At 62.7% G+C, this 22,484-nt stretch carries 18 protein-coding genes and 1 pseudogene; 15 read left to right on the forward strand and 4 right to left on the reverse strand.

Going from position 1 to position 22,484, the window contains the following annotated elements; genetic code table 11:
- Positions 1-422 precede the first annotated feature (422 nt).
- From ACYCTF_RS04790 to pgsA, 15 genes and pseudogenes are all read left to right on the forward strand, one after another.
- A pseudogene (locus ACYCTF_RS04790) lies at positions 423-1,966 on the forward strand (IS3 family transposase).
- Positions 1,967-2,223: 257 nt separating this feature from the next.
- Positions 2,224-2,556: a hypothetical protein gene (locus tag ACYCTF_RS04795; protein WP_461283912.1), complete on the forward strand. Its 333-nt coding sequence runs from the start codon at positions 2,224-2,226 to the stop codon at positions 2,554-2,556.
- A gap of 49 nt (positions 2,557-2,605) precedes the next feature.
- Positions 2,606-3,868, forward strand: a complete 1,263-nt coding sequence (locus ACYCTF_RS04800) for a TolC family protein (RefSeq protein WP_461283913.1) — start codon at positions 2,606-2,608, stop codon at positions 3,866-3,868.
- A complete protein-coding gene (locus tag ACYCTF_RS04805) occupies positions 3,865-4,767 on the forward strand; it encodes an efflux RND transporter periplasmic adaptor subunit (RefSeq protein ID WP_461283914.1) in 903 nt (300 codons plus the stop codon). Before ACYCTF_RS04800 ends, ACYCTF_RS04805 begins: the two co-directional genes overlap by 4 nt.
- Positions 4,767-7,898, forward strand: a complete 3,132-nt coding sequence (locus ACYCTF_RS04810) for an efflux RND transporter permease subunit (protein WP_461283915.1) — start codon at positions 4,767-4,769, stop codon at positions 7,896-7,898. The genes ACYCTF_RS04805 and ACYCTF_RS04810 overlap by 1 nt, the downstream gene beginning before the upstream one ends.
- A 738-nt stretch (positions 7,899-8,636) precedes the next feature.
- On the forward strand, positions 8,637-9,260 hold the full coding sequence (locus ACYCTF_RS04815; protein ID WP_461283916.1) for a DUF4396 domain-containing protein: 624 nt from the start codon (positions 8,637-8,639) through the stop codon (positions 9,258-9,260).
- A gap of 395 nt (positions 9,261-9,655) precedes the next feature.
- On the forward strand, positions 9,656-11,122 hold the full coding sequence (recJ, locus tag ACYCTF_RS04820) for a single-stranded-DNA-specific exonuclease RecJ (protein ID WP_461283931.1): 1,467 nt from the start codon (positions 9,656-9,658) through the stop codon (positions 11,120-11,122).
- Between the two features lie 126 nt (positions 11,123-11,248).
- Positions 11,249-12,142: a cysteine synthase CysM gene (cysM, locus tag ACYCTF_RS04825; RefSeq protein ID WP_461283917.1), complete on the forward strand. Its 894-nt coding sequence runs from the start codon at positions 11,249-11,251 to the stop codon at positions 12,140-12,142.
- Positions 12,139-12,915, forward strand: coding sequence for a 3'-5' exonuclease (locus ACYCTF_RS04830; RefSeq protein WP_461284581.1), 777 nt, complete (start codon positions 12,139-12,141; stop codon positions 12,913-12,915). Before cysM ends, ACYCTF_RS04830 begins: the two co-directional genes overlap by 4 nt.
- The gene (gene rlmD, locus ACYCTF_RS04835) at positions 12,912-14,231 is read left to right on the forward strand and encodes a 23S rRNA (uracil(1939)-C(5))-methyltransferase RlmD (RefSeq protein ID WP_461283919.1); all 1,320 of its coding nucleotides are present in this window, start codon (positions 12,912-12,914) and stop codon (positions 14,229-14,231) included. The genes ACYCTF_RS04830 and rlmD overlap by 4 nt, the downstream gene beginning before the upstream one ends.
- A complete protein-coding gene (locus tag ACYCTF_RS04840; protein ID WP_461283920.1) occupies positions 14,232-14,717 on the forward strand; it encodes a L,D-transpeptidase family protein in 486 nt (161 codons plus the stop codon).
- Positions 14,718-14,726: 9 nt separating this feature from the next.
- On the forward strand, positions 14,727-15,758 hold the full coding sequence (nagZ, locus tag ACYCTF_RS04845; protein ID WP_461283921.1) for a beta-N-acetylhexosaminidase: 1,032 nt from the start codon (positions 14,727-14,729) through the stop codon (positions 15,756-15,758).
- Positions 15,755-16,426: a uracil-DNA glycosylase gene (locus tag ACYCTF_RS04850; protein ID WP_461283922.1), complete on the forward strand. Its 672-nt coding sequence runs from the start codon at positions 15,755-15,757 to the stop codon at positions 16,424-16,426. The genes nagZ and ACYCTF_RS04850 overlap by 4 nt, the downstream gene beginning before the upstream one ends.
- Positions 16,423-18,225 (forward strand): excinuclease ABC subunit UvrC, encoded by a 1,803-nt coding sequence (uvrC, locus tag ACYCTF_RS04855; protein ID WP_461283923.1) that lies wholly within the window; start codon positions 16,423-16,425, stop codon positions 18,223-18,225. Before ACYCTF_RS04850 ends, uvrC begins: the two co-directional genes overlap by 4 nt.
- Positions 18,222-18,809 carry a CDP-diacylglycerol--glycerol-3-phosphate 3-phosphatidyltransferase gene (gene pgsA, locus ACYCTF_RS04860; RefSeq protein WP_461283932.1) on the forward strand — a complete coding sequence of 196 codons (588 nt, stop codon included), beginning with the start codon at positions 18,222-18,224 and terminating at the stop codon, positions 18,807-18,809. Before uvrC ends, pgsA begins: the two co-directional genes overlap by 4 nt.
- A gap of 363 nt (positions 18,810-19,172) precedes the next feature.
- Here pgsA and ACYCTF_RS04865 read toward each other — a convergent pair whose 3' ends face one another.
- The 4 genes from ACYCTF_RS04865 to ACYCTF_RS04880 all read right to left on the reverse strand — a co-directional run bounded on the left by ACYCTF_RS04865 (position 19,173) and on the right by ACYCTF_RS04880 (position 22,474).
- Positions 19,173-19,763, reverse strand: a complete 591-nt coding sequence (locus ACYCTF_RS04865) for an outer membrane beta-barrel protein (RefSeq protein WP_461284582.1) — start codon at positions 19,761-19,763, stop codon at positions 19,173-19,175.
- A 122-nt stretch (positions 19,764-19,885) separates the two neighbouring features.
- Entirely contained in the window at positions 19,886-20,404 is a 519-nt protein-coding gene (locus ACYCTF_RS04870) for a C39 family peptidase (protein ID WP_461283925.1), read from the reverse strand.
- 272 nt (positions 20,405-20,676) lie between these two features.
- Positions 20,677-21,111: a hypothetical protein gene (locus tag ACYCTF_RS04875; protein WP_461283926.1), complete on the reverse strand. Its 435-nt coding sequence runs from the start codon at positions 21,109-21,111 to the stop codon at positions 20,677-20,679.
- Positions 21,112-21,451: 340 nt separating this feature from the next.
- Positions 21,452-22,474, reverse strand: coding sequence for a helix-turn-helix transcriptional regulator (locus tag ACYCTF_RS04880; RefSeq protein ID WP_461283927.1), 1,023 nt, complete (start codon positions 22,472-22,474; stop codon positions 21,452-21,454).
- Between the last annotated feature and the right edge of the window lie 10 nt (positions 22,475-22,484).

A 22,484-nucleotide genomic window follows, 5' to 3' on the forward strand; every position in this document is an offset into this window, starting at 1 on the left:
TTGACCTGTCGGCTCAAGCTCGGCTGCCAAGTTCGTTTGCCATCCGAACTGATGAACCTATCACAATCCTGTGCCTGCTTCCGGCGGACGGCAAGTCAACTGGGCCACCTGCCACGAACTGGCTGAGGACGCGGCGCAGACGACGCTGATGGTGGTGGAGTTTCAGCGTTGGTATCGGGGAGGGGGCCGAGGCTTTCGGTCCGACTGGTCAAGAAACACGACGCCGCGCTACCGCCTGGCGCAGACCACCGAGACCGAGATGCAACTTGTCGCTCTCATGGGTTTCACGTTCAGACCCTGGCGCTGGGCGGCTGCAGACGGCGACACTGCGACGGCGGATCAACCAGCCCCCTGTGTCAACATAGTTGTCGTACGGTTTTTTCTAGAAGTCCAACCACAGGGGACGGCAAAAAGAGAACTCTATGACCGCTTACTCGCAAGAAAGAAAAGAGGCCGTCTGTCGCAAGCTTATGGACCCCAACGGGGTGTCTCTGGCGGCGCTCGCTCGAGACACAGGTATTGGGAAGAGTACACTGAGCAGTTGGCGTAAAGAGCTTAACGCCACACCAGGAGTCGTGATGCCGAAAACAGACACACGCAGCCGATCTTGGTCGTCTGCGGAGAAATTTGCGGTGGTCTTAGAGACCGCGACCCTCAGTGAGGCCGAACGTGCGGAATACGCTCGGCGCAAAGGGTTATTTGTAGAACAGATCGCGGCCTGGACTATCGCCTGCCGGGATGCCAATGGCGCCTTAGTAGAGCGTCCTGAGAACCGCACCGACAAGAAGCGCATTCATGAACTCGAGCGCGAACTGAATCGGAAAGAGAAGGCGCTGGCGGAAGCCGCGGCATTGCTGGTCCTCCGAAAAAAAGCGCAGGCGATCTGGGGGGACGAGGACGCATGATCTCGCTCCCCGATCGCGAACACATTGTCGCTTTGATAGACGAGGCCGTAGAGAACGGCGCCCGGCGTAGGCCAGCAGCCCATCTCCTGGGGTTAAACGTGCGCACCGTCGAGCGCTGGCGGACCGAGGGCGCCGATCTCGTACGGGGTGACCGCAGGCCCACGGCCCTCCGTCCGCCCTCATCCCGCTGTCTCTCAGAAGCTGAGCGGGCGGAGGTCTTAGAGATCGCCAACAGGCCTGCGTTTGCGAGCCTTCCGCCCTCGCAGATTGTGCCCAAATTGGCCGATCAAGGGCGCTATGTGGCCTCGGAATCCACCTTCTACCGCCTCTTGAAGGCCGCCGACCTGCAACACCATCGGGGGCGGGCCCGAGCGCCGGTGCGTCGCCATCGTCCCACCAGTCACCGGGCCACAGGCCCCAATCAGGTGTGGTGCTGGGATATAACCTGGTTACCTTCCGCCGTGAAGGGTCTCTACCATTACTGGTACATGGTGCTGGATGTGTATAGCCGCAAGATTGTAGCCCATGAGGTCCACACGACTGAGTCCGCAGAGCATGCCAGTCACTTGATCCGCCGTGCCAGTCTTGCTGAGGGCCTCTCAGGACGACCCCTCGTGCTGCACTCCGACAACGGCGGCGCTATGAAGGGATCGACGATGTTGGCGGCCCTCCAGGGCTTAGGGATCGTGCCGTCCTTTAGCCGCCCCCGGGTGAGTGACGATAATCCTTATGCCGAGGCTTTATTTCGCACCGCCAAATACTGTCCGGACTACCCCACGCAGCCCTTTGCTGACTTACACGCCGCGCAAGCCTGGGTCCTGCGCTTCGTCCGCTGGTATAACGAAAACCACCAGCACAGCGGTATTCAGTTCGTGACCCCCGCCCAACGTCATACGGGCGAGGCTTTACAGGTCATTGAACGGCGCAAACAGGTCTATGAAGAGGCCCGTTCTCAACACCCAGAACGGTGGTCACGGACCCTCCGCAACTGGGATCTCCCAACCGAGGTCTGGCTTAATCCGGAACGCGAAAGTCCTGATTCAAAACAGGAGGCTGCTTAATCGACTCCGTGCGACAGGTATGTTGACAAACACCGAAAAGGCCACCGTCTGGGTGCCGGACAAAAACTCCGTCAGCTGATCAATGGAGGTCAGGTTATCGAGGTTCATAAGGGTTTGCATCTCCCTATCATGAACGGAACTCGATCCGGCTTCAGACTCATTTCCTATTAGAAACACAGTCCCTCCTTCAGACTCATTTCATATTGGACAAGGCTGACCCTTGACGGGCGATGCGCCGGCCTGCGATCATCTGGGGCGTGAGAGTCCGCTCGCTCAAAAACGTCATAACCCCCTTGATCCTGGTCTTCTGGCTAGTGGCGCTCTGGGCGTGCATGACGCCGCAGGGTCATCACCGGTCTCATGACGGCAAGGCCTGCGCTGTGGTCCACAACGCCATAGGGCCGCAGACCATCAGTAAAATCGTCGGTACGCCGGCGCCCCTGCCTATGGTCCTTGCGGTATTCCTCGCGATAGAGATGGTCCTGGTCAGATTTTCGAGGCCAGCCTCGACTGCGGTGCCGCTCTTGCAGCGACGTCGCCGCAGGCCCGCGCAACCCAACGCCCCACCCGCCCTCGCCTTCACCTTGTAGATTCCCGGCGCCGTAGCCCGGTGCCCCCTGAATCCCATGAGAAGGCCTTATGCGCATCCCTTTTTCTTTGGCGCGCGCGGCAGCGCTCGCCTTCATCTCGGCAATCGGCTTGGCTCCCATCGCGGCTCAGGCCCTGAGTCTCGCGACGGTTGAAAGCCTCGCTATACAACATAACCTGTCTCTCGCGGCCGCCCGTCAGGGTATCGCGATCGCGCGCGGATTGGCCCGACAGGATCGTCTATGGCCTAATCCGCGATTGAACATCTCCGGGGGCACTGGCAATCCGGTCGGCAGCCCCGGAGAATTCAGCACCCGTGTCCTACTGACGCAAGCCGTCCCTTTGACTTCGCGCATTGCGCGGCACGCGGCCGTTGGCCGATTGGATGTGCGTGAGGCCTACGCCCGCTACTGGACCCGTGTCTGGCGGGTTCGCGGGCTTGTAGCGCACGCTTACACACGTTGGAAAAGCGCTACCCGCGCGGTGACTGAGACCACAAACCTGATCACCAGTGAACAGGTGTTGATGCGTCTTGTCGCGGCGCGGCTCCGGGCCGCCCAGATATCTCCCGTGGGTGCAAGCGGGGTTCGACTCCTCGGCGCCCAGGCGCGGCTATTGCGCGAGACCTGGCGCACGCGGCGCCACGATGCCAAAGCCGCGCTCATGGCTCTCATCGGCTATCAACCACAAAAGCCCTGGTCCGTTCCTGGGCCTTCGCGCTGGCGCCCACCGACGGCGGCCGATGCCATGGCCACGGCCCTAGCCCATCGTCCGGATTTGCGGTTGGCCGAGATCGATCGCCACTACCGGCAATCCGTGCACCGCTATCAACGCGCGCGGCGACTCGGATGGATGACCGTAGGCGCTGGCGTGGGGCTTGACCGGCAGGTCCTGCGCGGAGTCCCTCCCCAACCCATCGACCGCTCAGTCGAATTGAGCGCCTCGCTGCCCTTGCCGTTCTGGAATCGCAACCAGGGCAACCGGTCTGCGGCTGCGGCGCAGGTCGTTCAGGCGCAGGCGCGCCTGCGAGCACTGCGCTGGCGCATCCGCCACGCCATCACCCGCGACCTCTTCAGACTGCAACGGCTGCAGGCGCGCGAGCAACGCCTTGCGCGTCTGCGCGAGCAGGCGCGGCACGCGGCGGCGCTGGCGCTACAAGGCCTGAGGCTTGGCCAGGTGCATACCGCAAGTACCCTTGCGGTATGCACAGACCAGCTCACCCTGACTGCGGCCTGGCTGAAGACCCGCAGCGCCGTAGCCGACGCGCGCACAACTCTGCGTATCGCCCTGGGCGGCCCTAAGGAGAAATCATGATCAAGACCCCTGTTACTGCGGCCATTGTCCTGGCGCTCACCCTCACCGCCATTCCGGCCCTGGCCCAGCGCTCGCCTGTCGTCCACTTGTCGTCTGCGAAGAGACAGGCGCTCGGCCTCAAGCTCGTCCACGCCCGCATGCGCACACTTCATGCACGTCGCACATTCTATGGCGATTTCACATTGCCCCCGAATGCCGAGGCGGTCGTCACCCCGCGCATACGCGGGCGCGTAACCGCCCTATACGTCACCGTGGGAGACAGGGTGCGGCGCGGTGCGGCGCTTGCCCGCGTGCAATCCCTGCTGGTCGGAAGCCCGCCGCCGAGCGTGATCGTCCGCGCACCCATGGATGGGGTCGTCGCGACAAGGCCCGCGGTCCTGGGCGAGGCCGTGGCCCCTGGGACGCTCCTCTACCGACTGATAGAACCTCACCGGCTCTGGCTCAAGGCCTACGTCTACCAGCAGGACATTGGGGCCGTCCACCGCGGACAGGAGGCCCGCATCCAGGCGCTCGGCGTCACCACACCCCTGCGGGGCCACGTAGTCATGGTGGCGCCACGCGTCAACCCGCGACGCGGCGCGGAGACGATCTGGATTGCGCTTGCGCATCCGCAGGTAACGCTAAAACCCGCGCTCTTTGCCCGCGCGCGCATTACGGTCGCGACCGCGCAGACCGTAGCTGTGCCTTCAGAGGCCGTGGTGGACGTCAACGGCCGCCATGCGGTGTTCGTGGCAATAGGTCACGGCCGCTTCCGTTACACCCCCGTGACCCTCGGCCTACGCGAACACGGCTATTGCGGGACCTCGGGACTTAAAGTCGGCGCGCGCGTCGTCACCCAAGGCAACGGGGAACTCTTCGCGCTGTGGATGACCGGCGGCAAACTCAAGGCGGATAGCTAATGTTCAATTTCCTGATTGCCCTCTCGCTGCGCAGCCGCGCGCTTGTCATCGGAGTCTTCATGATCCTCGTCGGCTTGGCGCTGCTTGCCTGGCGCAGCATGCCTATAAATGTCTTCCCGGCCTTCGCCACGCCGCGCGTGGTCATAGGCACCACATTGCCCGGCATGGCGCCGCGCGACATGGAGGCGCTCGTCACCTATCCGATCGAGACCGCAGTCAGCGGCACGATGGGCATACGCGTGGTCCGCTCGAAGACCACGCTTGGGGTATCGCTCGTAACGGTAGTCTTTCACGCTGGCACCAACATCTACCATGACCGCCAGTTGATCGCCGAACGACTCCAAGCCCTGCAGTCGCGGCTGCCCGCAGGCATCCACGGGCCGGAGATCTTTCCGCTCACATCGGCCATCGGATGGCTCGTCAAGTACTCACTCACAAGCTCGGTCCTGCCAGCCCAAGAACTGCGCACCCTGGCCGATTGGGTGGTCCGCCCTCGGCTACTTTCCGTAGGCGGGGTGGCCGACGTAGCGGACATTGGCGGGGCCGTCACGCAATACCAGATCGACCTCGATCCCACCGCGATGCAGGCCTACCGGGTCAGCGTAGGCGAGGTGGCGCGCGCCGTGCGCGGCGTGAGCCGCGACCTTCCCGGCGGCATGGTGGAGACACCGGGTCAGCAATTGATCGTGTCGGCGGCGGGTCGGCTCCACGAGAGCGATGCGCTTGCGCGTCTGCGGCATACCCTTGTCGCCAACCGCGATGGCCTGCCCATAACCTTGGCCCAGGTCGCCCGGATCCGTCGCTGGCACGCCATACGGCTGGGCGCCGCCGCCCTGGGCCAGGCGCCCGCGGTGGTGGGGACCGTCTACAAGGCCTACGGCGCGAGCACCATCACGACCACTCGCCACGTACTGCACACCCTGCGGGCGGTTCGTCGGGCGCTGCCGCCGGGCGTGACCCTCAATACCCACATCTTCCGGCAATCGACTTTCATCAAGGCCGCCACCCACAACCTCTGGACGGCCTTGTGGCAGGGTGCGCTCATCGTCATTCTCGTGCTGCTCGTGTTCCTGGCGAACTGGCGCGCCTCGCTGGCGACCTTCGTCGCCCTGCCGGCCTCGTTCGCGCTCGGGGCCCTGATCCTCTACTTCTTTCATGCCGGCGTAAACGCCATGACGCTTGGTGGGCTTGCCGTGGCCATAGGGGAGGTCGTCGACAACGGTATCATCACCGTGGAAAACATTGTCCGCCGCCTACGCATCGCCCGCCACAGCCGGATCGGCGAAGCGGTGCTCGGAACCGACACTGTCATTCTTCACGCCATCCGCGAGGTACTGAATTCCATTGTCTACGCGACTGCTATCGTCATTTTGGTCTTCCTACCGGTCTTTTTCATGCACGGCATCCCGGGACGCATCTTTTCACCGCTTGGCATATCCTACCTGGCCACCATGCTCGCCTCGCTGGTCGTGTCCGTAACCCTGATCCCGGCCCTGTGTTCTCTGCTCTTTAGCGGCCACGGCGAAAGGGCGTCCGGCGCCGAGCGCGAAACAGGCCTTGTCCGCTTCCTTAAGCGCCATTACCTGCGCCTCCTGGAGCGTATCCTGCCGCGGACGCGCACCATCGTGATTCTCGCGCTCGTGGCGGTAGTAGCGGCCGGCGCGGGCTTCGCGCACCTCGGACGCTCATTTTTACCGCCTTTCCATGAAGGGAATTACATCCTAGTCATGACTGCCCTGCCCGGAACTCCCTGGCGCGAATCGATGCGTCTGGGCGCCGTCGTGCGACGGGACCTCGCGGCCTTCCCAGAAGTCGTATCCGTCGATCAGCGCGCGGGCGCCGGGACGCTCACGCCCGGAGCGCTTACCCCGAACAACTCCGAGTTCGATCTGCGCATCGACTTTCATCGCGGCCCGCAATCGCCGCACGTCCTGCTGGGCGAGATCCGTAAGAAGCTCGCCACCATCCCCGGGGTCGCCTTCAATCTCGGCGAATTCATCGCCCATCGCATCGACGATGTGGAATCGGGCGTGCCGGCGGACGTGGCCGTGAAGATCTACGGACCGCGCCTGCGCCGCCTCTACCAGATCGGCAAGGCCGCCAGTCGGGCGATCGCGCCCATACCCGGTGTTGTCGACCTGCATCTCGAGCAGCAAATTCGTGTCCCCCAGATTGTGGTCACGCCGCGGCGCGGACGCGACGCGCACTACGGCGTGTCCGCGGGACGACTGCTGCGCGACGTCAATCTCTACCTGAACGACACGTCTATGGGTCACGTCCTGCATGGACAGCGGCGGTTTGCGATCACGCTGCGCGTAGCCCATGGCGCCAGACGTTCGGCACGCACCCTGCGCAGCCTGCCCATGCGCGCGCCGGCGCTCGGCGCGCATGCCATCGTACCGCTCGCCGAACTGGCCTCGATCCGGGTACACCCAGTGCCCTTCGAGATCCGGCGAGCGCACGGGCACCGCGTCCTGCTGCTTACCTTCGATGTGACCGGAAGAGCCCTGTCCACGGTCGTCCGCGAGGTCAAAAAACGCGTAGGGACAGTCCCTCTGCCGCGGACCTATTTCGTGCGCTACGGCGGCACCTTCCGCAGCCAACAACGAGCCAACACCACGCTGTGGCGGCTCGGCCTCCTCGCGATCATCGTCTCGGCGCTGCTCCTCCAGAAGGCCTTCGGCTCGCTGCGCGACGCCTTGCTCGTGCTCGTCAATCTGCCGTTGGCCATGGTCGGGGGGGTGGCGGCGCTGCTTTTGACGGGATCTACGCTCAGTACCGCCGCCATGATCGGATTCATCGCGCTCTTTGGCATCACCGCGCGTAACGGGATCATCCTCATAAGCCACTACAAGGATCTCGAAATCGAGGGGCGCACTCTAGATGAGGTGGTAAGGGAAGGCACGCTCAACCGACTGGTACCCATCCTCATGACCGCGATCACGCCCGCCCTGGCGTTGTTGCCACTCCTGTGGGGATCGCCGGTCGGCAAGGAGCTCGAGCGCCCGCTCGCCTATGTCGTGCTTGGCGGTCTCGTCACCTCGACGCTGCTTAACCTCATCGTCATTCCGAGCGTCTACCGCGCCCTGCGCCGGCGTGACCAGACTCGCATGCGGGCCGCCGAGCAATGACGCGCAAACCTATCAAGGTCAAAATGGCTCCGCCCCGGGATGGGAGGGACACCGGGGCGATGCGCACCCCTACAGACGGATCGCACCGCGACCATTTGGCCAATGGGAAACCCCTGCCTATTCTACTTGTGAGCGGCGAGATCAAAAACACAACTCCCATTATGAGCGATCCGAGTCGGGCGACCCGCGCCCCCCCGTTCGCCGACTAGGGTCAAGGTGCCGCCGCCGGAGCCGACGGCTAGCAAGCCCCTGTTGGGAAGGTTTCCGCAACCGGGGTGCCGACGTTATGCCGTCTTGAAACATTATTCATGCCTTCTGCGTCGCAACGTCAGTCTTTACTGATCCCCATTTTAAGCAACGATTATCGAGGGTGCCGAGCCTGCTCGACCAGCTCTATTTTTTGAATCGGCTAGCTCCCGCGCTAGGTCCATGAACCAATCTCGTACGCCTCACTTTCCTGCTCTCACTTCAATACAGCACAGCGGATATGGTGCGCACTATACAACGAACTTCGTCCTGGGCTTCCTGTCCCCGATGTCTCTTGAGAGGCCACCCAACGCCCCTTGACGTAAGTCTCAGCGCATTCATAGAATCGCCGGGATGCGCCTTCGCTATATGCTGGGCCGGCTTCTGCAGCTTTAGACGCAAGCTTTCTACGCGGAAGGAATCTTTATGCCTGAAACTCGATCACTCCGGCTTGTTGCGTGCGCTTGGCTTTCAGTCGCGTCAGGACTGATCGTGGCGGTCGCCATCCTGGTCGACATCCTGAACGGTCACCGTCAGCGTATGACGATCATGGAAGTGACATGGCCTGTGACAGGGCTTTACATGGGGCCACTAGCCTGGTGGGCTTACTGGAAATTCGGTCGGGCGACAACAGCCGGCGACCACAAGACATCGAATAAACATTCCAAAAAATCCTTGTGGCAAGGTGTCTTCGTGTCCGTGACACATTGTGGCGGTGGGTGCACGCTGGGCGATATCATTTCTGACTACCTGATATTTCTGTCCGGAATGGTGATTGCCGGATCTTCCCTTTTCACCTCCTACCTACTGGATTTCGCAGCGGCCTATGTACTTGGCGTCTTTTTTCAGTATCTGCCCATACGCGAGATGGGCGAGACAGACCGGAAACGCGCCTTGATCCGCGCCATCAAGGCCGACACCCTGTCACTGATCGCCTTCGAAATTGGGCTGTTTGGCTGGATGGCGGTCGTACAAAAGATCCTATTCGTTCACGCGCCACAACCCGACAATCCTGTATTCTGGTTTATGATGCAGATCGGTATGGTGGTGGGCTTTATCACAGCCTACCCAGCCAACTGGTGGCTTGTCCGAAAGGGCATCAAGCATGCTATGTAAGCACATCAGCGACAAATGGGCGTTGTTGGCAAAGAAGCCCGATGCGTTGCCACTGCACGGCTTGATTCAAGACCACCTCCACGAGCCTCGCCAGACCTTCTGGCTCATTCAGCAGCCGTGTCAACATACATCCCGACCTACGTTAACCTCATAATCTGCCACTGCCTTGATCTCCCGGTTAAATTACGTCTCGATAACGCCAATTACCCGGATCGGGGCGGTGGCACAAACCGCCTGAGCTCGTCAGCTATTTACAGCAGTTTACGGACATAACCGTTTTGGAGTCTGGTCCATATCCCTTTCAGGTGTTCATGAACACATAGGACAGTGATTGCCTATGCCAGAGCCCATTAGTACAGCAACAAACTACGTACTAGAGAACGAATCGTGTTCGTATTGATGCCGATGGGGCGACCGGGACCGCGTTGGCCGTGCGCGGCTTGCGCAGGCTCGGTGCGCGCGATGTCCATTATCTGATCCCGGACCGCTCCCGCGAAGGCTATGGATTGAGTCCTGCGATCGTGGCGCGCGCCGCGGCCCTTGAACCCCGCTGGATCATGACGGTCGACAATGGGATCAATAGCCTCGAAGGTGCACAGGCCGCGAAGGCCTTGGGCTTGCGTCTGATCGTCACCGACCACCATCTGCCGGGCCCGGTGCTGCCGGAGGCCGCCGCTATCGTCAATCCGAATCAGCCGGGGGACGTCTTTCCGAGCAAGGCGCTTGCGGGTGTGGGGGTGGTGCTTTATCTCCTGATCGCCTTGCGTCGGCGTCTCGGCGCGGCCCAGGTCGGGCTTGGGGACCTTCTCGATCTGGTCGCGCTAGGCACGGTGGCCGATTGCGTGCCGCTCGACGCCAACAATCGCATCCTGGTGCGCGAAGGTCTGCGGCGCATGAACGCTGGACGCGCCTGTGCCGGCGTGGAGGCCCTGCTGCTCGTGAGCGGTAAACGAGCCGGGAAAATCTACGCGCAGGATCTCGGTTTTCAGGTGGGCCCCCGGCTGAACGCCGCCGGGCGGCTCTCCGACATGAGCGTGGGTGTGCGGTGTCTGCTCACGGACGACAGAAAAGAGGCCTTGGCGATTGCCCAGGAACTCGACGCCTTGAACCGCGAGCGTCGCGAACGAGAGGCGCAGATGCAGGCCGAGGCCCTGGAGCAGCTTGCGGGCGCGGTGGAGACCGATGCGCTCGAGGCCGGCCTCTGTCTCATGGAACCCCATTGGCATCCGGGGATCGTGGGCATCCTCGCCGGACGCCTGAAGGACAAGTACAAACGGCCAGTGGTTGTTTTCGCGCCGGCGGAGGACGATCTCTTGCGCGGTTCGGGGCGCAGCGTGCCGACCCTCAATCTGCGCGATACCCTGGCGGCGGTCGGCGAGCGTTTCCCTGATCTCATTCTCCAGTTCGGCGGACATGCCGCCGCCGCGGGACTGACCATAAGCCGCGCCGATTACGCTCGATTCGCCCGTGCCTTCGCCGAGGAAGTTGAGCGACGCATCGGACGCGGGCCCTTCGTCGACGGGCGCACGGACGGCGTCCTTACGGCGGCGGAGCTGACGCTTGCGCTTGCGCAGGCGGTGCGTGAGGGCGGACCCTGGGGCAACGGCTTTCCCGAGCCGCTTTTCGAGGGCCAGTTTGAGGTCGTGAGCGCCGCGATCCTGAAAGACGCGCACCTGCGTCTCGCGCTGTCGGTCACAGGCCGCGCTGAGCCCTTGAAGGCGCTGGCGTTCCGCTGCACGGACCTGCCTACGGCAGGCAGCCTCATATCCGCGCGTTATCGGCTGGGGGTGGACGACTTCCAGGCCCGTGAGGTGCTCTGCCTGTATATCGAGGATTGGTCCGCCGTGTTGCAGGACCCGTAACTGGGTTACACTTCTCGGGCGACCACAGGCTCGGACAGGCCGCGCGCCTGCGGTCGCAGCAGCCGCGGGCGCCCCGGGGCGGACGCGAGCGGTGACCTTCAAAGACAGGCTACAATAGGATTTCGCGTGAACATCAAAACCCTTGCCGAATGCGTCGGGAACACGCCGCTGGTCGCCCTGCAGCGCCTGGGCACCGAGCGCGGGAACCGGCTGCTCTTGAAGCTCGAAGGCAATAATCCGGCAGGCTCGGTCAAGGATCGGCCGGCGCTCAATATGATCGAGGCGGCGGAACAGCGCGGGACCATCCATCCGGGCGACACCTTGATCGAGGCGACCAGCGGAAATACCGGCATCGCTCTGGCCATGGCCGCGGCCGTCAAAGGCTATCGCATGATCTTGGTCATGCCGGAAAACATGAGCGTCGAGCGCCAGGGACTCATGCGCGCCTTCGGGGCGCGCCTGATCCTCACTTCGCGGACAGGTAGCATGGAAGGTGCAATCGATACCGCGCGCGCCATGGAGGCGCGCGGCGAGGGGCGCATACTCGATCAGTTTTCGAATCCCGACAATCCCGATGCCCACTACCGCACCACGGGCCCCGAGATCTGGCGCGATACCGAGGGAACCGTTACCCATTTCGTGAGCGCTATGGGGACCACAGGGACCATCATGGGCACATCGCGCTATCTAAAGGAGCGCAACCCGGGGATCGTAATCGTCGGCGTGCAACCAACGGCGGGTTCATCGATTCCTGGCATTCGGCGCTGGCCCGCGGCCTACCTTCCCAAGATCTACGACGCGCAACGCGTCGATCGGGTGATCGACGTCGATCAAAAGGAGGCCGAGGAGATCACGCGGCGTCTGGCGCGCGAAGAGGGGGTCTTTTGCGGGATATCCTCGGGCGGTGCGGTGGCTGCGGCGCTTGCGCTGGCACATGATCTGACAAATGCCACCATAGTCAGCATCGTTTGTGACCGTGGCGATCGCTATCTTTCCACGGGCGTGTTCCCGGCCGCATGAACGTTCTCGTCTTCGACATAGAAACCATCCCGGATGTGGCGGCGGGCCGACGCCTCTATGGCCTGGATCTCTCCGATGAGGACGTGGCGCGCGTGATGATACATAAGCGGCGCGAGGAGTCCGGGCAGGAGTTCCTACGTCACTATCTGCACAAGGTGGTGGCGATCTCGGTGTTGTTGCGCCGTAACGACGAATGTCGCGTGTGGTCGCTCGGCGATCCGCAGTCCTCGGAGGCCGAGATCCTCGGCCGGTTTTTTGAGGGGATTGAGCGCTTTTCACCGACGCTCGTCTCCTGGAATGGGGGCGGATTCGACCTCCCCGTCCTCCAGTATCGCGCGCTTTTGCACAAGATTCCGTGTACTCGATATTGGGAAATGGGCGATGGGGATCCGGCATTCCGTTGGAATAATTATTTGAGTCGCTATCACGCCCGGCATACCGATCTCATGGACGTGCTCTCGGGCTATCAGGCGCGCGCGGTCGCCCGTCTGGACGATATCGCTATATTTCTCGGATTTCCCGGCAAGCAGGGACAAGACGGCGCGCTGGTGTGGGACCGTTATCTGCGCGGCGAGATCGAAGGGATTCGCGCCTATTGCGAGACCGACGTTCTGAACACCTATCTGGTCTTTCTGCGGCTCGAACTCATGCGGGGGCATCTGACGCCCGAGGCACATAAGGCGGAGGAGGTGCGCTTGAAGACCGTCCTGGCCGGTGCCGGCCAGGTCCATCTCGCGGACTTTGTAAGTGTCTGGGAGTCCTGCGGCTCATGAGTGCGCGACGTATGCCGCTTGAGGCGATGTGCGTCATCGCCTCCCTGAACCATGATGGCTGTGGTGTCGGCCATTGCGACGGTAAGGTGGTATTCGTGGACGGGGCGCTGCCAGGCGAAGAGGTACGCTTCCGTTACGTGAACCGCAAGCGCCGCTTCGATACCGGCGTAGCGCAGGAGATTCTGGTGTCCTCGCCGCAGCGCGTGACGCCGCGCTGCGCGCACTTCGGGGTGTGCGGTGGGTGCCGGCTCCAACATCTCGACCCCGTTGCGCAGTTGGCGGCCAAGGAGGGGGTGGTACGTGAGGCCTTCACCCACATCGCCCGCGTGGAGTGCGCGGATTGGGCGGCCCCGGTCGCGGGCCCGATCTTCGGCTATCGCCGCAAGGCGCGGCTCGGGGCGCGGGTCGTGGACAAAAAGGGCGGCCTTCTGGTCGGATTTCGCGAGCGCCGGCACTCCTATATCGCACCCTTGTCGCTCTGTCATACGCTCGATGCGCGCATCGGGCAAAGGCTTATCGATCTGAAGAGGCTCATGGAAGGTCTGTCGTGTCCTGAGGCCCTACCGCAGGTCGAATTCGCCGCCGGTGATGAGGCCGCGGCGCTCGTGTTTCGCCATCTGCAGGATCTGACCGATGAGGACGTGCGGGCACTCGCGGCCTTTGGGGACGCGCACGGTTTCGCGATGTATGCCCAGGCCGCGGGGCCCGAGTCGGTGCAGTGGGTCGGCGGGCGTCCTGCTCGCTTGAGCTATGCGCTCCCTGCGTTCGACGTCGAGCTTGCCTTTGGCCCGACCGATTTCATACAAGTAAATGGCGAGACCAACAAGGCCATGGTGGCGCAGGCTGTGGATTGGCTCACCTTGAACGGTGAGAGTCGGGTCTTGGATCTCTATTGCGGTCTCGGCAATTTCACCCTCCCGATCGCGCGCCGCGCCGCCTCCGTCTTCGCGGTGGAGGGGGCCGCGACGCTCGTGGACAAAGGACGCATCAACGCCCGTCAAAACGGACTCGACAACATCGAATATGCGACTGCCGACCTGGATGGGACCGTGCTTGCGGACATTCTCGGAGAACGGCGATTTGATGCAGCCCTGCTCGACCCGCCGCGTACGGGGGCTCTGGCGGCTGTGCAGGTGCTGGCCGGGCTCAAGGTCCCGCGGCTCGTGTATGTGTCGTGCAATCCAGCGACCTTGGCGCGCGATGTGCAGTGGCTCGTCCAGTGTGGCGGCTATCGCCTGGCGCGCGCCGGGGTCGTGGACATGTTTCCGCACACGCACCATATTGAAGCGATGGCCTTGCTCACAAGGGAGTCCTAGATGGCTCACATCGAGGTCGACGTCGCGCGTCAGTACCTGCGCCTCTTTGAACGCGAAGGAGCCCGCCCGGTGTGGGAGACGGCGGTGGCGACCGCCAAGAACGGGGTGGGGGAGCGCTATGGGAGTTACCAGACCCCGCGTGGCCTGCACCTCGTGCGCGCCAAGATCGGGGTGGGCGCCCCGCGCGGGGCGGTGTTCGTGGGTCGCAGACCGACCGGCGAGATCTACGGTCCGGCCTTGCGGCAGTTGCACCCGCAAAGGGACTGGGTGCTCACGCGTATCCTGTGGCTGAGCGGGCTTATTATCGGGCAGAATCGGCTAGGGGATGTCGATACCATGCGGCGCTATATCTATATCCACGGGGCGCCCGACGAGGACCCGATGGGCGTGCCCTCTTCGCACGGCTGCGTCAAGATGCGCAATGACGACGTCCTGGAGCTCTTCGAACGGGTGCCAGCCGGCACTCGCGTGCACATCATCGCGTAAGGAGACGCTATGTCCCTAGGTCCGGTCATGATGGATTTGGCGGGAACCCGTCTGTCGCAGGACGAACGCCGACGGCTTGTCCACCCGCTCATCGGCGGGGTCATCCTGTTTTCCCGTAATTACGAGAATCCCGCGCAACTGCGCGCGCTGAACGCTGACATCCGAGCTCTGCGCGACCCGCCGCTCATCATCACGGTCGACCACGAAGGCGGGCGCGTCCAGCGCTTCCGGGACGGGTTCACGAAACTCCCGGCCTGCGGACGGATAGGGGAGGTATATGCTGAGGACCGCGCGGAGGGGCGTAAGGTGGCGCATGCGGCGGGCTATGTCATGGCTGCCGAGTTGCTGGCCCATGGTGTCGACATGAGCTTCGCGCCGGTCTTGGACCTCGGGCGCGGAGTGTGTGACGTGATCGGCGACCGCGCCTTCGCCGAGGACCCACTGGTGGTGGCGGAGCTCGCGCGACAATATGTGCTGGGTATGACGCACGCGGGTATGGCGGCCTGCGGCAAACACTTTCCCGGCCACGGCGGGGTTGTTGGGGATTCGCACAAGGAGCTGCCGGTTGACGATCGGCCGCTCTCGGCGCTGCGATCGGCCGATCTCGTGCCGTTTTCACGGCTCTGCCCGACCGTGCTCGCTGCCGTAATGCCGGCGCACGTGCAGTATCCGCAGGTCGATCGGGAGCCGGCCGGCTTCTCGCGGATCTGGCTGCAGGACGTATTGCGCAAGGGGCAGCGCTTCAGCGGCGTTATCTTCAGTGACGATCTCAGTATGGTCGGGGCCCACGGCGCGGGCGACTTGGGCGCGCGCGCCCACAAGGCGCTCGCGGCTGGCTGTGACATCGTGTTGGCTTGTAATGATCCAGAGGGGCTGGATGGCCTACTCGACAGCCTCGCCGGCTATAGCAACCCCCTCTCGCAGGCGCGTATGACCCGTCTCCATGGCCGCCCCGCATGGAGCGCCGAGGAGCTTTCTTGCAATGTCGACTATCGCGCCGCCCGGGAACTCTTGGCGCGCTGGCATCCGGGCGGCGCATGACCAAGCGTGCGCCACGCGGGGCGCTGGCGGAGGAGTCGGTGCGTGGCGTGTCCCTCTCCCGCTGTCGGCGCTGTCCGCGCCTTGCCGCCTTCCGTGATGAGATCAAGGCGCGCCACCCCGACTATTCTTGTCGGCCGGTGCCTGCGTTCGGCGATCAACGCGCGCGACTGATTATCGTGGGCCTGGCGCCGGGACTGCACGGGGCCAACGCCACGGGCCGCCCGTTTACCGGGGACTACGCGGGTATCCTGCTCTACGAGACCCTGCATCGCCTGGGGCTTGCTAATAAGCGGCAATCGGTGGCGGTCGGGGATGGTCTGGTCCTTGCCGGTTGCCGGATCACCAATGCCGTCAAATGCGTCCCGCCCGCCAATCGGCCAACGGCGGACGAGATCCGAACCTGTGCGCCTTATCTGAACGCAGAGCTTGCCGGCATAGCGGATGGCAGCGTTATCATGGCCTTGGGACGTATCGCCCACGAGGCGGTGTTGCGGGGCTTCGCGGTGCCGCTTGCGCGCCATAAGTTCGCGCACGGCGCACGCCATGTGATCGGTCGCCAAGTGCTTTGGGATTCTTACCACTGCAGCCGCTACAACACCCAGACAAAGCGCCTGACTGAGGAGATGTTCATGGCGGTCATGAGCGCCGCCTTGCGCGAGGTGTCATGAGCGATCATCTACGCGAGCTTGTGCAGGGGCTGGGCGAGCGTCCCGGTGTCTACCGCATGTTAGATGAGAACGGGGTTGTGCTTTATGTCGGCAAGGCCGTAAGCCTGCGCAAGCGCGTGAGCAGCTATCTGCGCCCGGCCAGGGCCCCGCGGATCGCGTCCCTCATGGCGGCGGTGCGTCACATTGAGGTCACAGTCACGCATACCGAGACCGAGGCGTTGCTGCTCGAAAACAACCTCATAAAAACTTTAAGACCACGCTATAACATATTGTTAAGAGATGATAAAAGCTATCCTCTTATCTTTTTGGGCGGGGGCGGAGATTTTCCGCGGCTCGGGTTTCATCGCGGCGCGCGCCGCGAGCCGGGGCGGTATTTCGGACCCTATCCCAGCGCCAACGCGGTGCGGGAAACCTTAAGTCTCCTGCAGCGCGTCTTTCCGGTCCGTCAATGCGACGATACGGTATTCCGCAATCGCACGCGCCCTTGCCTTCAATACCAGATCCATCGGTGTTCGGGCCCCTGCGTCGGGCTCGTGACTAAGGAGACCTATGCGCGCGACGTGGAGCACACCCTTCTTTTTCTTGAAGGGCGTAACAAGACCTTGCTCGGCGATCTGAAACGCCAGATGGCGGAAGCGGCGGAGCGTCTCGATTATGAGCTGGCCGCGCGCCTACGGGACCGTATCAGCCTCTTGAGTTCGGCCCAAGAGCGCCAGTATGTCGATAACGACAAAGGCGATGCCGATGTCCTGGCAGTCGCCGCCGAGGGCGGCGTGCTCGCCGTCACGATCCTGCTGATACGCGGTGGCCGCCAGCTTGGTAGCAAGACGCTCTTTCCGCGCCTGCCCGAGGCTATGCCCGTCGAGGAGGCCTTGGCGGCCCTTCTGCCCCAGTATTATCTCGGACACTCGCCGCCTGCGCGTATCTATCTCGAGATTTCCATCCCGGGGCGCGACATACTGGCCGAGGCCTTGCGCGCTGATTCAGGGCATGCGGTGACGATCGCCGTCCCATCGCGCGGGATCCCGCGTCAGTGGGTGGCGCTTGCGCGGACCAATGCGGCCGACGCCCTGCGCCGCAGGCTCGCGGAACGGGCAAGCCATGGCGCGCGTTGGCAGGCGATGACGACCGCCCTCGGGCTTCTCGGCGCGACTCGGGTAGAATGTTTCGACATCAGTCATACCCAGGGAGAGCTGCCCGTGGCGTCGTGCGTGGTTTTCGGGCCGGAAGGGCCGATCAAGAGCGATTATCGCCGGTTTCACATCGAAGGCGTAGCTGCGGGCGACGACTATGCGGCGATCGGCCAGGCAGTCCTGCGTCGCTACGCCAAGGCCCCGTTGCCCGACCTCGTATTGATCGACGGTGGGGCCGGGCAAGTGGCGCGCGCGCAGGAGGCTTTACAGAGCCTGGGGCGGCTAGGACGTGTCCTGGGTATCGCAAAAGGCCCGGATCGCCGATTCGGGGACGAGGAATTCTACGAGCCGGAGCGCCCGCGCCCCTTTACGCTCGGCGACGCGCCCGAGGCTTTGCTGCTTTTGGCCTCGGTGCGGGATGAGGCGCACCGGTTCGCCATAACTGGCCACCGTGGACGGCGCGGTAAGGCGCGGCTCACGTCCGAACTCGACACAATCCCGGGAGTGGGCCCCAAGCGCCGCCAGACTTTGGTCAGGGCTCTGGGCGGTGCCCGCTTCGTGGCGCAGGCTGAACTTGCCGACCTGGAGCGGCTGCCCGGGATCAGTAAGGAACTCGCGCGGCGTATCTATGACATCTTTCATCCCAAAGGCGAGCCGTGCCCATAAACGCCCCCAACATCCTGACGCTCCTTAGGATAGGACTCATACCGGTCTTTGTGCTGGTGTATTTTTTGTCGGTCCCATGGGCGAATGCCGCGACTGCCGGATTCTTTTTGTTGGCGGCCCTTACCGACTGGTTAGATGGCTACCTTGCGAGGCGCTGGAATCAGTCGTCGGCGTTCGGGGCCTTTCTCGACCCCGTGGCGGACAAGCTCATGGTGGCCGCCGCTTTGATCATGATCGTGGCGAACCCGGCCCACCATCCTGCGCTGTTTAGTGCGCCACTCTTCTCGGTCGTGGTGCTCGTCATTATCGGCCGCGAGATCGCGGTGTCGGCACTGCGCGAATGGATGGCCGAGATCGGGAAGCGCAAGAGTGTGGCCGTGTCTTTGGTTGGCAAATTCAAGACGGGGGTACAGATGGCGGCCATCTTGCTTTTACTCTACGAGCGACCCGTCCTCGGTCTCTCGGCGTTCCGGGCAGGCGAACTTCTTCTCTATGTGGCAGCCCTTCTTACGCTTTGGTCGATGGGTGTCTACATGAAGGCAGCGTGGCCGGAACTCACGAAGGAGGAGGGCGGGGATCGCTAAAGAGGACGGGTTTTCCGCTCGCACACCGCCTACGGTCAGAGCCTCGGAGCGTGGTGTCGCCGGTCTGTCGGCCCAGCGGGGCCCCGGTAGCTCGCCTCGTCGCCGTGATTGACGTCGGCGCGCGGCGTAGTCTCCGCAGAGTCGGTCGTGCGGCGCCGGAGACCCAGGGCCGTTCTTACCCGGTCGCCGACCGTGCGCCTCTCTTCAAAAGGGGTAATGGACGGCACACTGGCTTCACCCGGGTCTCTGGCCGTATGGCAGCCGCATCGGTCCCGGTTTGGAAGTAGGTAGGGGAAAAAGGCGGGAAGGATGCCGAGCCCTCCCGCCAATGAACACCAGATAGGTCTGGTGAGGAGTTTTACCCTAGAACATGTAGAGCGCGCTCGCCGCGACCTGGGTGAATGGGCCGGCTGTGTATTCGTAGCCGCTTTTACCAATACCGTCGTACTGATCGTATTCCAGGCGTAGGGCGAAATGCTTGGTGAGGTTGACTGCGCCGCCGGCTCCAAACATGATGTTGATGGCAGTCGTCGTGCGCGAATTGTAGCTGTACTCGGTCGCCTTATCCATGGAAGCTGCAAAGCCGAATTTTCCAAAGGCCGAGAACATGGGAGTGATGGGCCACGTGCCGACAGCCGCCACCGAAGCCGCGCCGATCGTGTCAGTTTCAGTATAGCCGCCCCAAGGCGCCGTCCGCGTCAGCGAATAAGAGCCGAAGTTGATGTATTCCAGCTCCGCCGCCACATACCTATTGAACTGGTAGCCAGCAAACACGTTGAACGCAAGCCGACTCTTAGTGTACGTCCCGTTGGTATACAGACCGGCATAGGCCTGCGCGTTGGTAGTTGCATCGACGCTGGAGCCTATACCAGCTCCGACCCCTAAATATCCCCCGCTCGCATAGACTGGCATGATCGCGCAAGCTAAGCTTGCGCACAAAACCCCTGTTACCATACGCATGGACATCCTCCCGTTTTATTTTTTGTACAATGGTTGACATATGCTTTGTTATGGATTGTTTATGGGCATGAGTATGCCGTATGGACAACACTGCTCAATCCCTCGAAAGTAGGGATTTAGCGTCTACCGCTCGGAGAGGGTGAAGGCGGCATTAGGGGTATATTTTGTTTATCTTGAAGCTGGCGTTCAGGTACCGCAAGCAGGGTAAATCTGCCGGTGGCATCCCATCGCGTGAGGAGACCGTGCGAGGTCGCCGCCATACGGCCTCGCGCGGGATCCAGGATCACGAACAGATGCCGGGCGGGGTCGTAACCTACGATCACCACGTAATGGCCCACGGGCGCCTTGTTATGCCGGAACATGACGATGAGAGGCCGGCCACGATCGATGTGGTGGTCGATGCCAGTGACCCCGTGGCCTGGCGTTCCGCTAAAGATCGCGACGAAGTATCCGGCGTGTCGCAGCGCATGGGCGAGCACCGCCCCCGTGAGCCCGCCGGTTGTGTGCGCTTGGTTGGCCAGGGCCCTCTCGGCGCGCATCCCGATCGGGAGGTGATAATACGAGGTGATCATGGCGGCCGCGGCGAGGCCGCAGTCGTTCTCCGAGCGCTGCTTGTGAAACGGGACATTGAGCACGACCGCCGCTTGCGACAGACCCCGCGGGGGGCCAAGGAGGCGGCTGAGTGGTGCACACCCGGAGAGCGCTGCGGCGGCCGCTATGACGACACGAACGGTGATGCCTGTAAGGCAGACCTGGGTCGATCGGGTGCGCGTGACAGGTGTACCTGGGGGCTGGTGCGCGGGGCGGGCGTGAGGAGGGTCTAGGCCTTGTGCGGCCGATGCTCCTCGACGCCACCCCCGTGGCCATAGGCCCCCGTGAGCGGCTGGCGTACCCAAGAACTGGCCCGTCAGGCCTTCTTCGGCAACGAATAGTAGTCGTTTGCCCCTAGAAGCATGCCAGTCGCTGCGCCACCGACAGTCCACATGGTCCAGTAGAGGGGGTAGCTCGGTCCTGCCGCAAAATAGCCGATCGCCCAGCCCGCAGCTCCGAACATCAGCCCGTCCGCCACCATTTCTCCACCAAGCGTGTAGGTATGGCAATACGTCATACCGTGGTGGACCATGCACTGAGTTCGCGAGCCGGCGATCTCTCTCTCGAGTCCCGGAACCTGCGTGGAGGCCGCGGTCAAAAGCCGCTGCTCGGCTTTCGTGAGCGGCACGGCTGCCTGTAGGTCACGGCCCGCGACCGTATTACCCTGCATGGCCGCGAAGCGCGCGAACGCCATGGGCGCCACTCCGGCCAGCCCGAAGACCCCCAAGAGTGCGAGCGTTTTTGTTTTCATAATGACCCCCCTTATGTTGAAGTTGTTCAGAATTTCCGCAATGACATCTTTTCGTTTTTATCCTTCATTTAAGTATTGCCAAAGACCGTTTTGCAGCCATCCCTCAAAAGTGGGGATTTTGGGGGGAGTTTGCGCCCGCACATGTCGTGACAGGGCCTGCGAGAGAGGGCGTGCGTTATGATCGCAGCGCGAGTCAAAGGGGCGGCAAAACGCGACGCGGTCCAGTGGGGCGGGGAATGCCGTGGGGGTCTTTAGCTCCCGCGCGGCGCTTTGCGGTTAAGCGCTGCCAAGCGGCGAAGCCGTTCCGTCGGGTCGGTGGTGCGTGTTATCGCCGGCTGCGCTAGGCGCGTGCGGCTTGGGACAGTCCAAGGATCTTATTGGCCAGCTCACTTCGACGTCGGATAAGCATCTTGCCGAAGATGTTTTTCAAGTGGTCTTTGACGGTCAGTTCGCTTATGAAAAGCCGTAGGGCGATGTCGCGGTTCGAGAGACCTTGAATCACCAGTCCCGCAACCTCTCTTTCGCGAACGCTGAGGCCGAATACGGTGAGCTTCGCGCTCAGCACATCCCGCGGGTTCTCGGGGTCGAGTATGATGAAACGCCCCTTGATCTTGCCGCCGACCGGTAGGGTGCGAACGCGATAACGGTCGATCCCATTGTGAAAATGCGCAGCCTCCGATCGGAATCCCGGGTCTGGTATACGCGTAACCGACCGGCCCCCCAAGGCGTTGCGTGCCATATCGTTCATGTACCGCGGATGTCCGCGTTCATCGACCAAAATAGCGCCACGGGTCTCGCTAAAGAGTGTCTCCTTGCCCAGGAGCTGGCGACTGTGCAGGAATCGCGCGATCAACGGAAACAGGGCATCGACAAAGGCCTTGTCGCGATTGGTGAAATTGTGGTCGTGCCGCTGACGATGGAGGGCGAGTATGCCGAGGCGGTCGCCCTGAACCTGCAGGGTCCCGCCGAGGACGTAAAAGACAGATGCAAGTGGCATCAAGAAATCGCACGCGAATTCAGTTCGGTCCAGGTCGGGATCAAGGTCGGTGTTGCGCGCCGTCTCGTTGACCCGGTTCTGGAGCCAGCCGCTCATGCTGTAGGGGTCGAGCGGCGCGTAGTGCGTGAGATAGGCGAGCATCGCCTCTTCGTTATTGTCATAGATCTCATAGTTTCCGAAGAGAAGGGCATTCGTGCGGGGATCGATGGGAATGAAAATTGCGCTATAGATGCCGACGAATTTGCGTAACTGGCCACATAAGGCGCGGAACATGGAGCTATGATCCGACGCGGAATAGATCACATCTATCGTCTGCAGGACCTCGCGATAGTCACGCTCCGACAATACCCTGACAGTGCCCGACATTGCCTTATCG

It is taken from the genome of Acidiferrobacter sp. (assembly GCF_054609335.1).

What these genes read in the sequence shown, in the direction of transcription:
- ACYCTF_RS04865 (WP_461284582.1), bottom strand. Translation starts at nt 19,763, where the DNA reads ATGGTAACAGGGGTTTTGTGCGCAAGCTTAGCTTGCGCGATCATGCCA.
- ACYCTF_RS04875 (WP_461283926.1), bottom strand. Translation starts at nt 21,111, where the DNA reads ATGAAAACAAAAACGCTCGCACTCTTGGGGGTCTTCGGGCTGGCCGGA.
- ACYCTF_RS04810 (WP_461283915.1), top strand. Translation starts at nt 4,767, where the DNA reads ATGTTCAATTTCCTGATTGCCCTCTCGCTGCGCAGCCGCGCGCTTGTC.
- ACYCTF_RS04800 (WP_461283913.1), top strand. Translation starts at nt 2,606, where the DNA reads ATGCGCATCCCTTTTTCTTTGGCGCGCGCGGCAGCGCTCGCCTTCATC.
- ACYCTF_RS04850 (WP_461283922.1), top strand. Translation starts at nt 15,755, where the DNA reads ATGACCAAGCGTGCGCCACGCGGGGCGCTGGCGGAGGAGTCGGTGCGT.
- ACYCTF_RS04840 (WP_461283920.1), top strand. Translation starts at nt 14,232, where the DNA reads ATGGCTCACATCGAGGTCGACGTCGCGCGTCAGTACCTGCGCCTCTTT.
- rlmD (WP_461283919.1), top strand. Translation starts at nt 12,912, where the DNA reads ATGAGTGCGCGACGTATGCCGCTTGAGGCGATGTGCGTCATCGCCTCC.
- ACYCTF_RS04805 (WP_461283914.1), top strand. Translation starts at nt 3,865, where the DNA reads ATGATCAAGACCCCTGTTACTGCGGCCATTGTCCTGGCGCTCACCCTC.
- ACYCTF_RS04880 (WP_461283927.1), bottom strand. Translation starts at nt 22,474, where the DNA reads ATGTCGGGCACTGTCAGGGTATTGTCGGAGCGTGACTATCGCGAGGTC.
- ACYCTF_RS04830 (WP_461284581.1), top strand. Translation starts at nt 12,139, where the DNA reads ATGAACGTTCTCGTCTTCGACATAGAAACCATCCCGGATGTGGCGGCG.
- nagZ (WP_461283921.1), top strand. Translation starts at nt 14,727, where the DNA reads ATGTCCCTAGGTCCGGTCATGATGGATTTGGCGGGAACCCGTCTGTCG.
- uvrC (WP_461283923.1), top strand. Translation starts at nt 16,423, where the DNA reads ATGAGCGATCATCTACGCGAGCTTGTGCAGGGGCTGGGCGAGCGTCCC.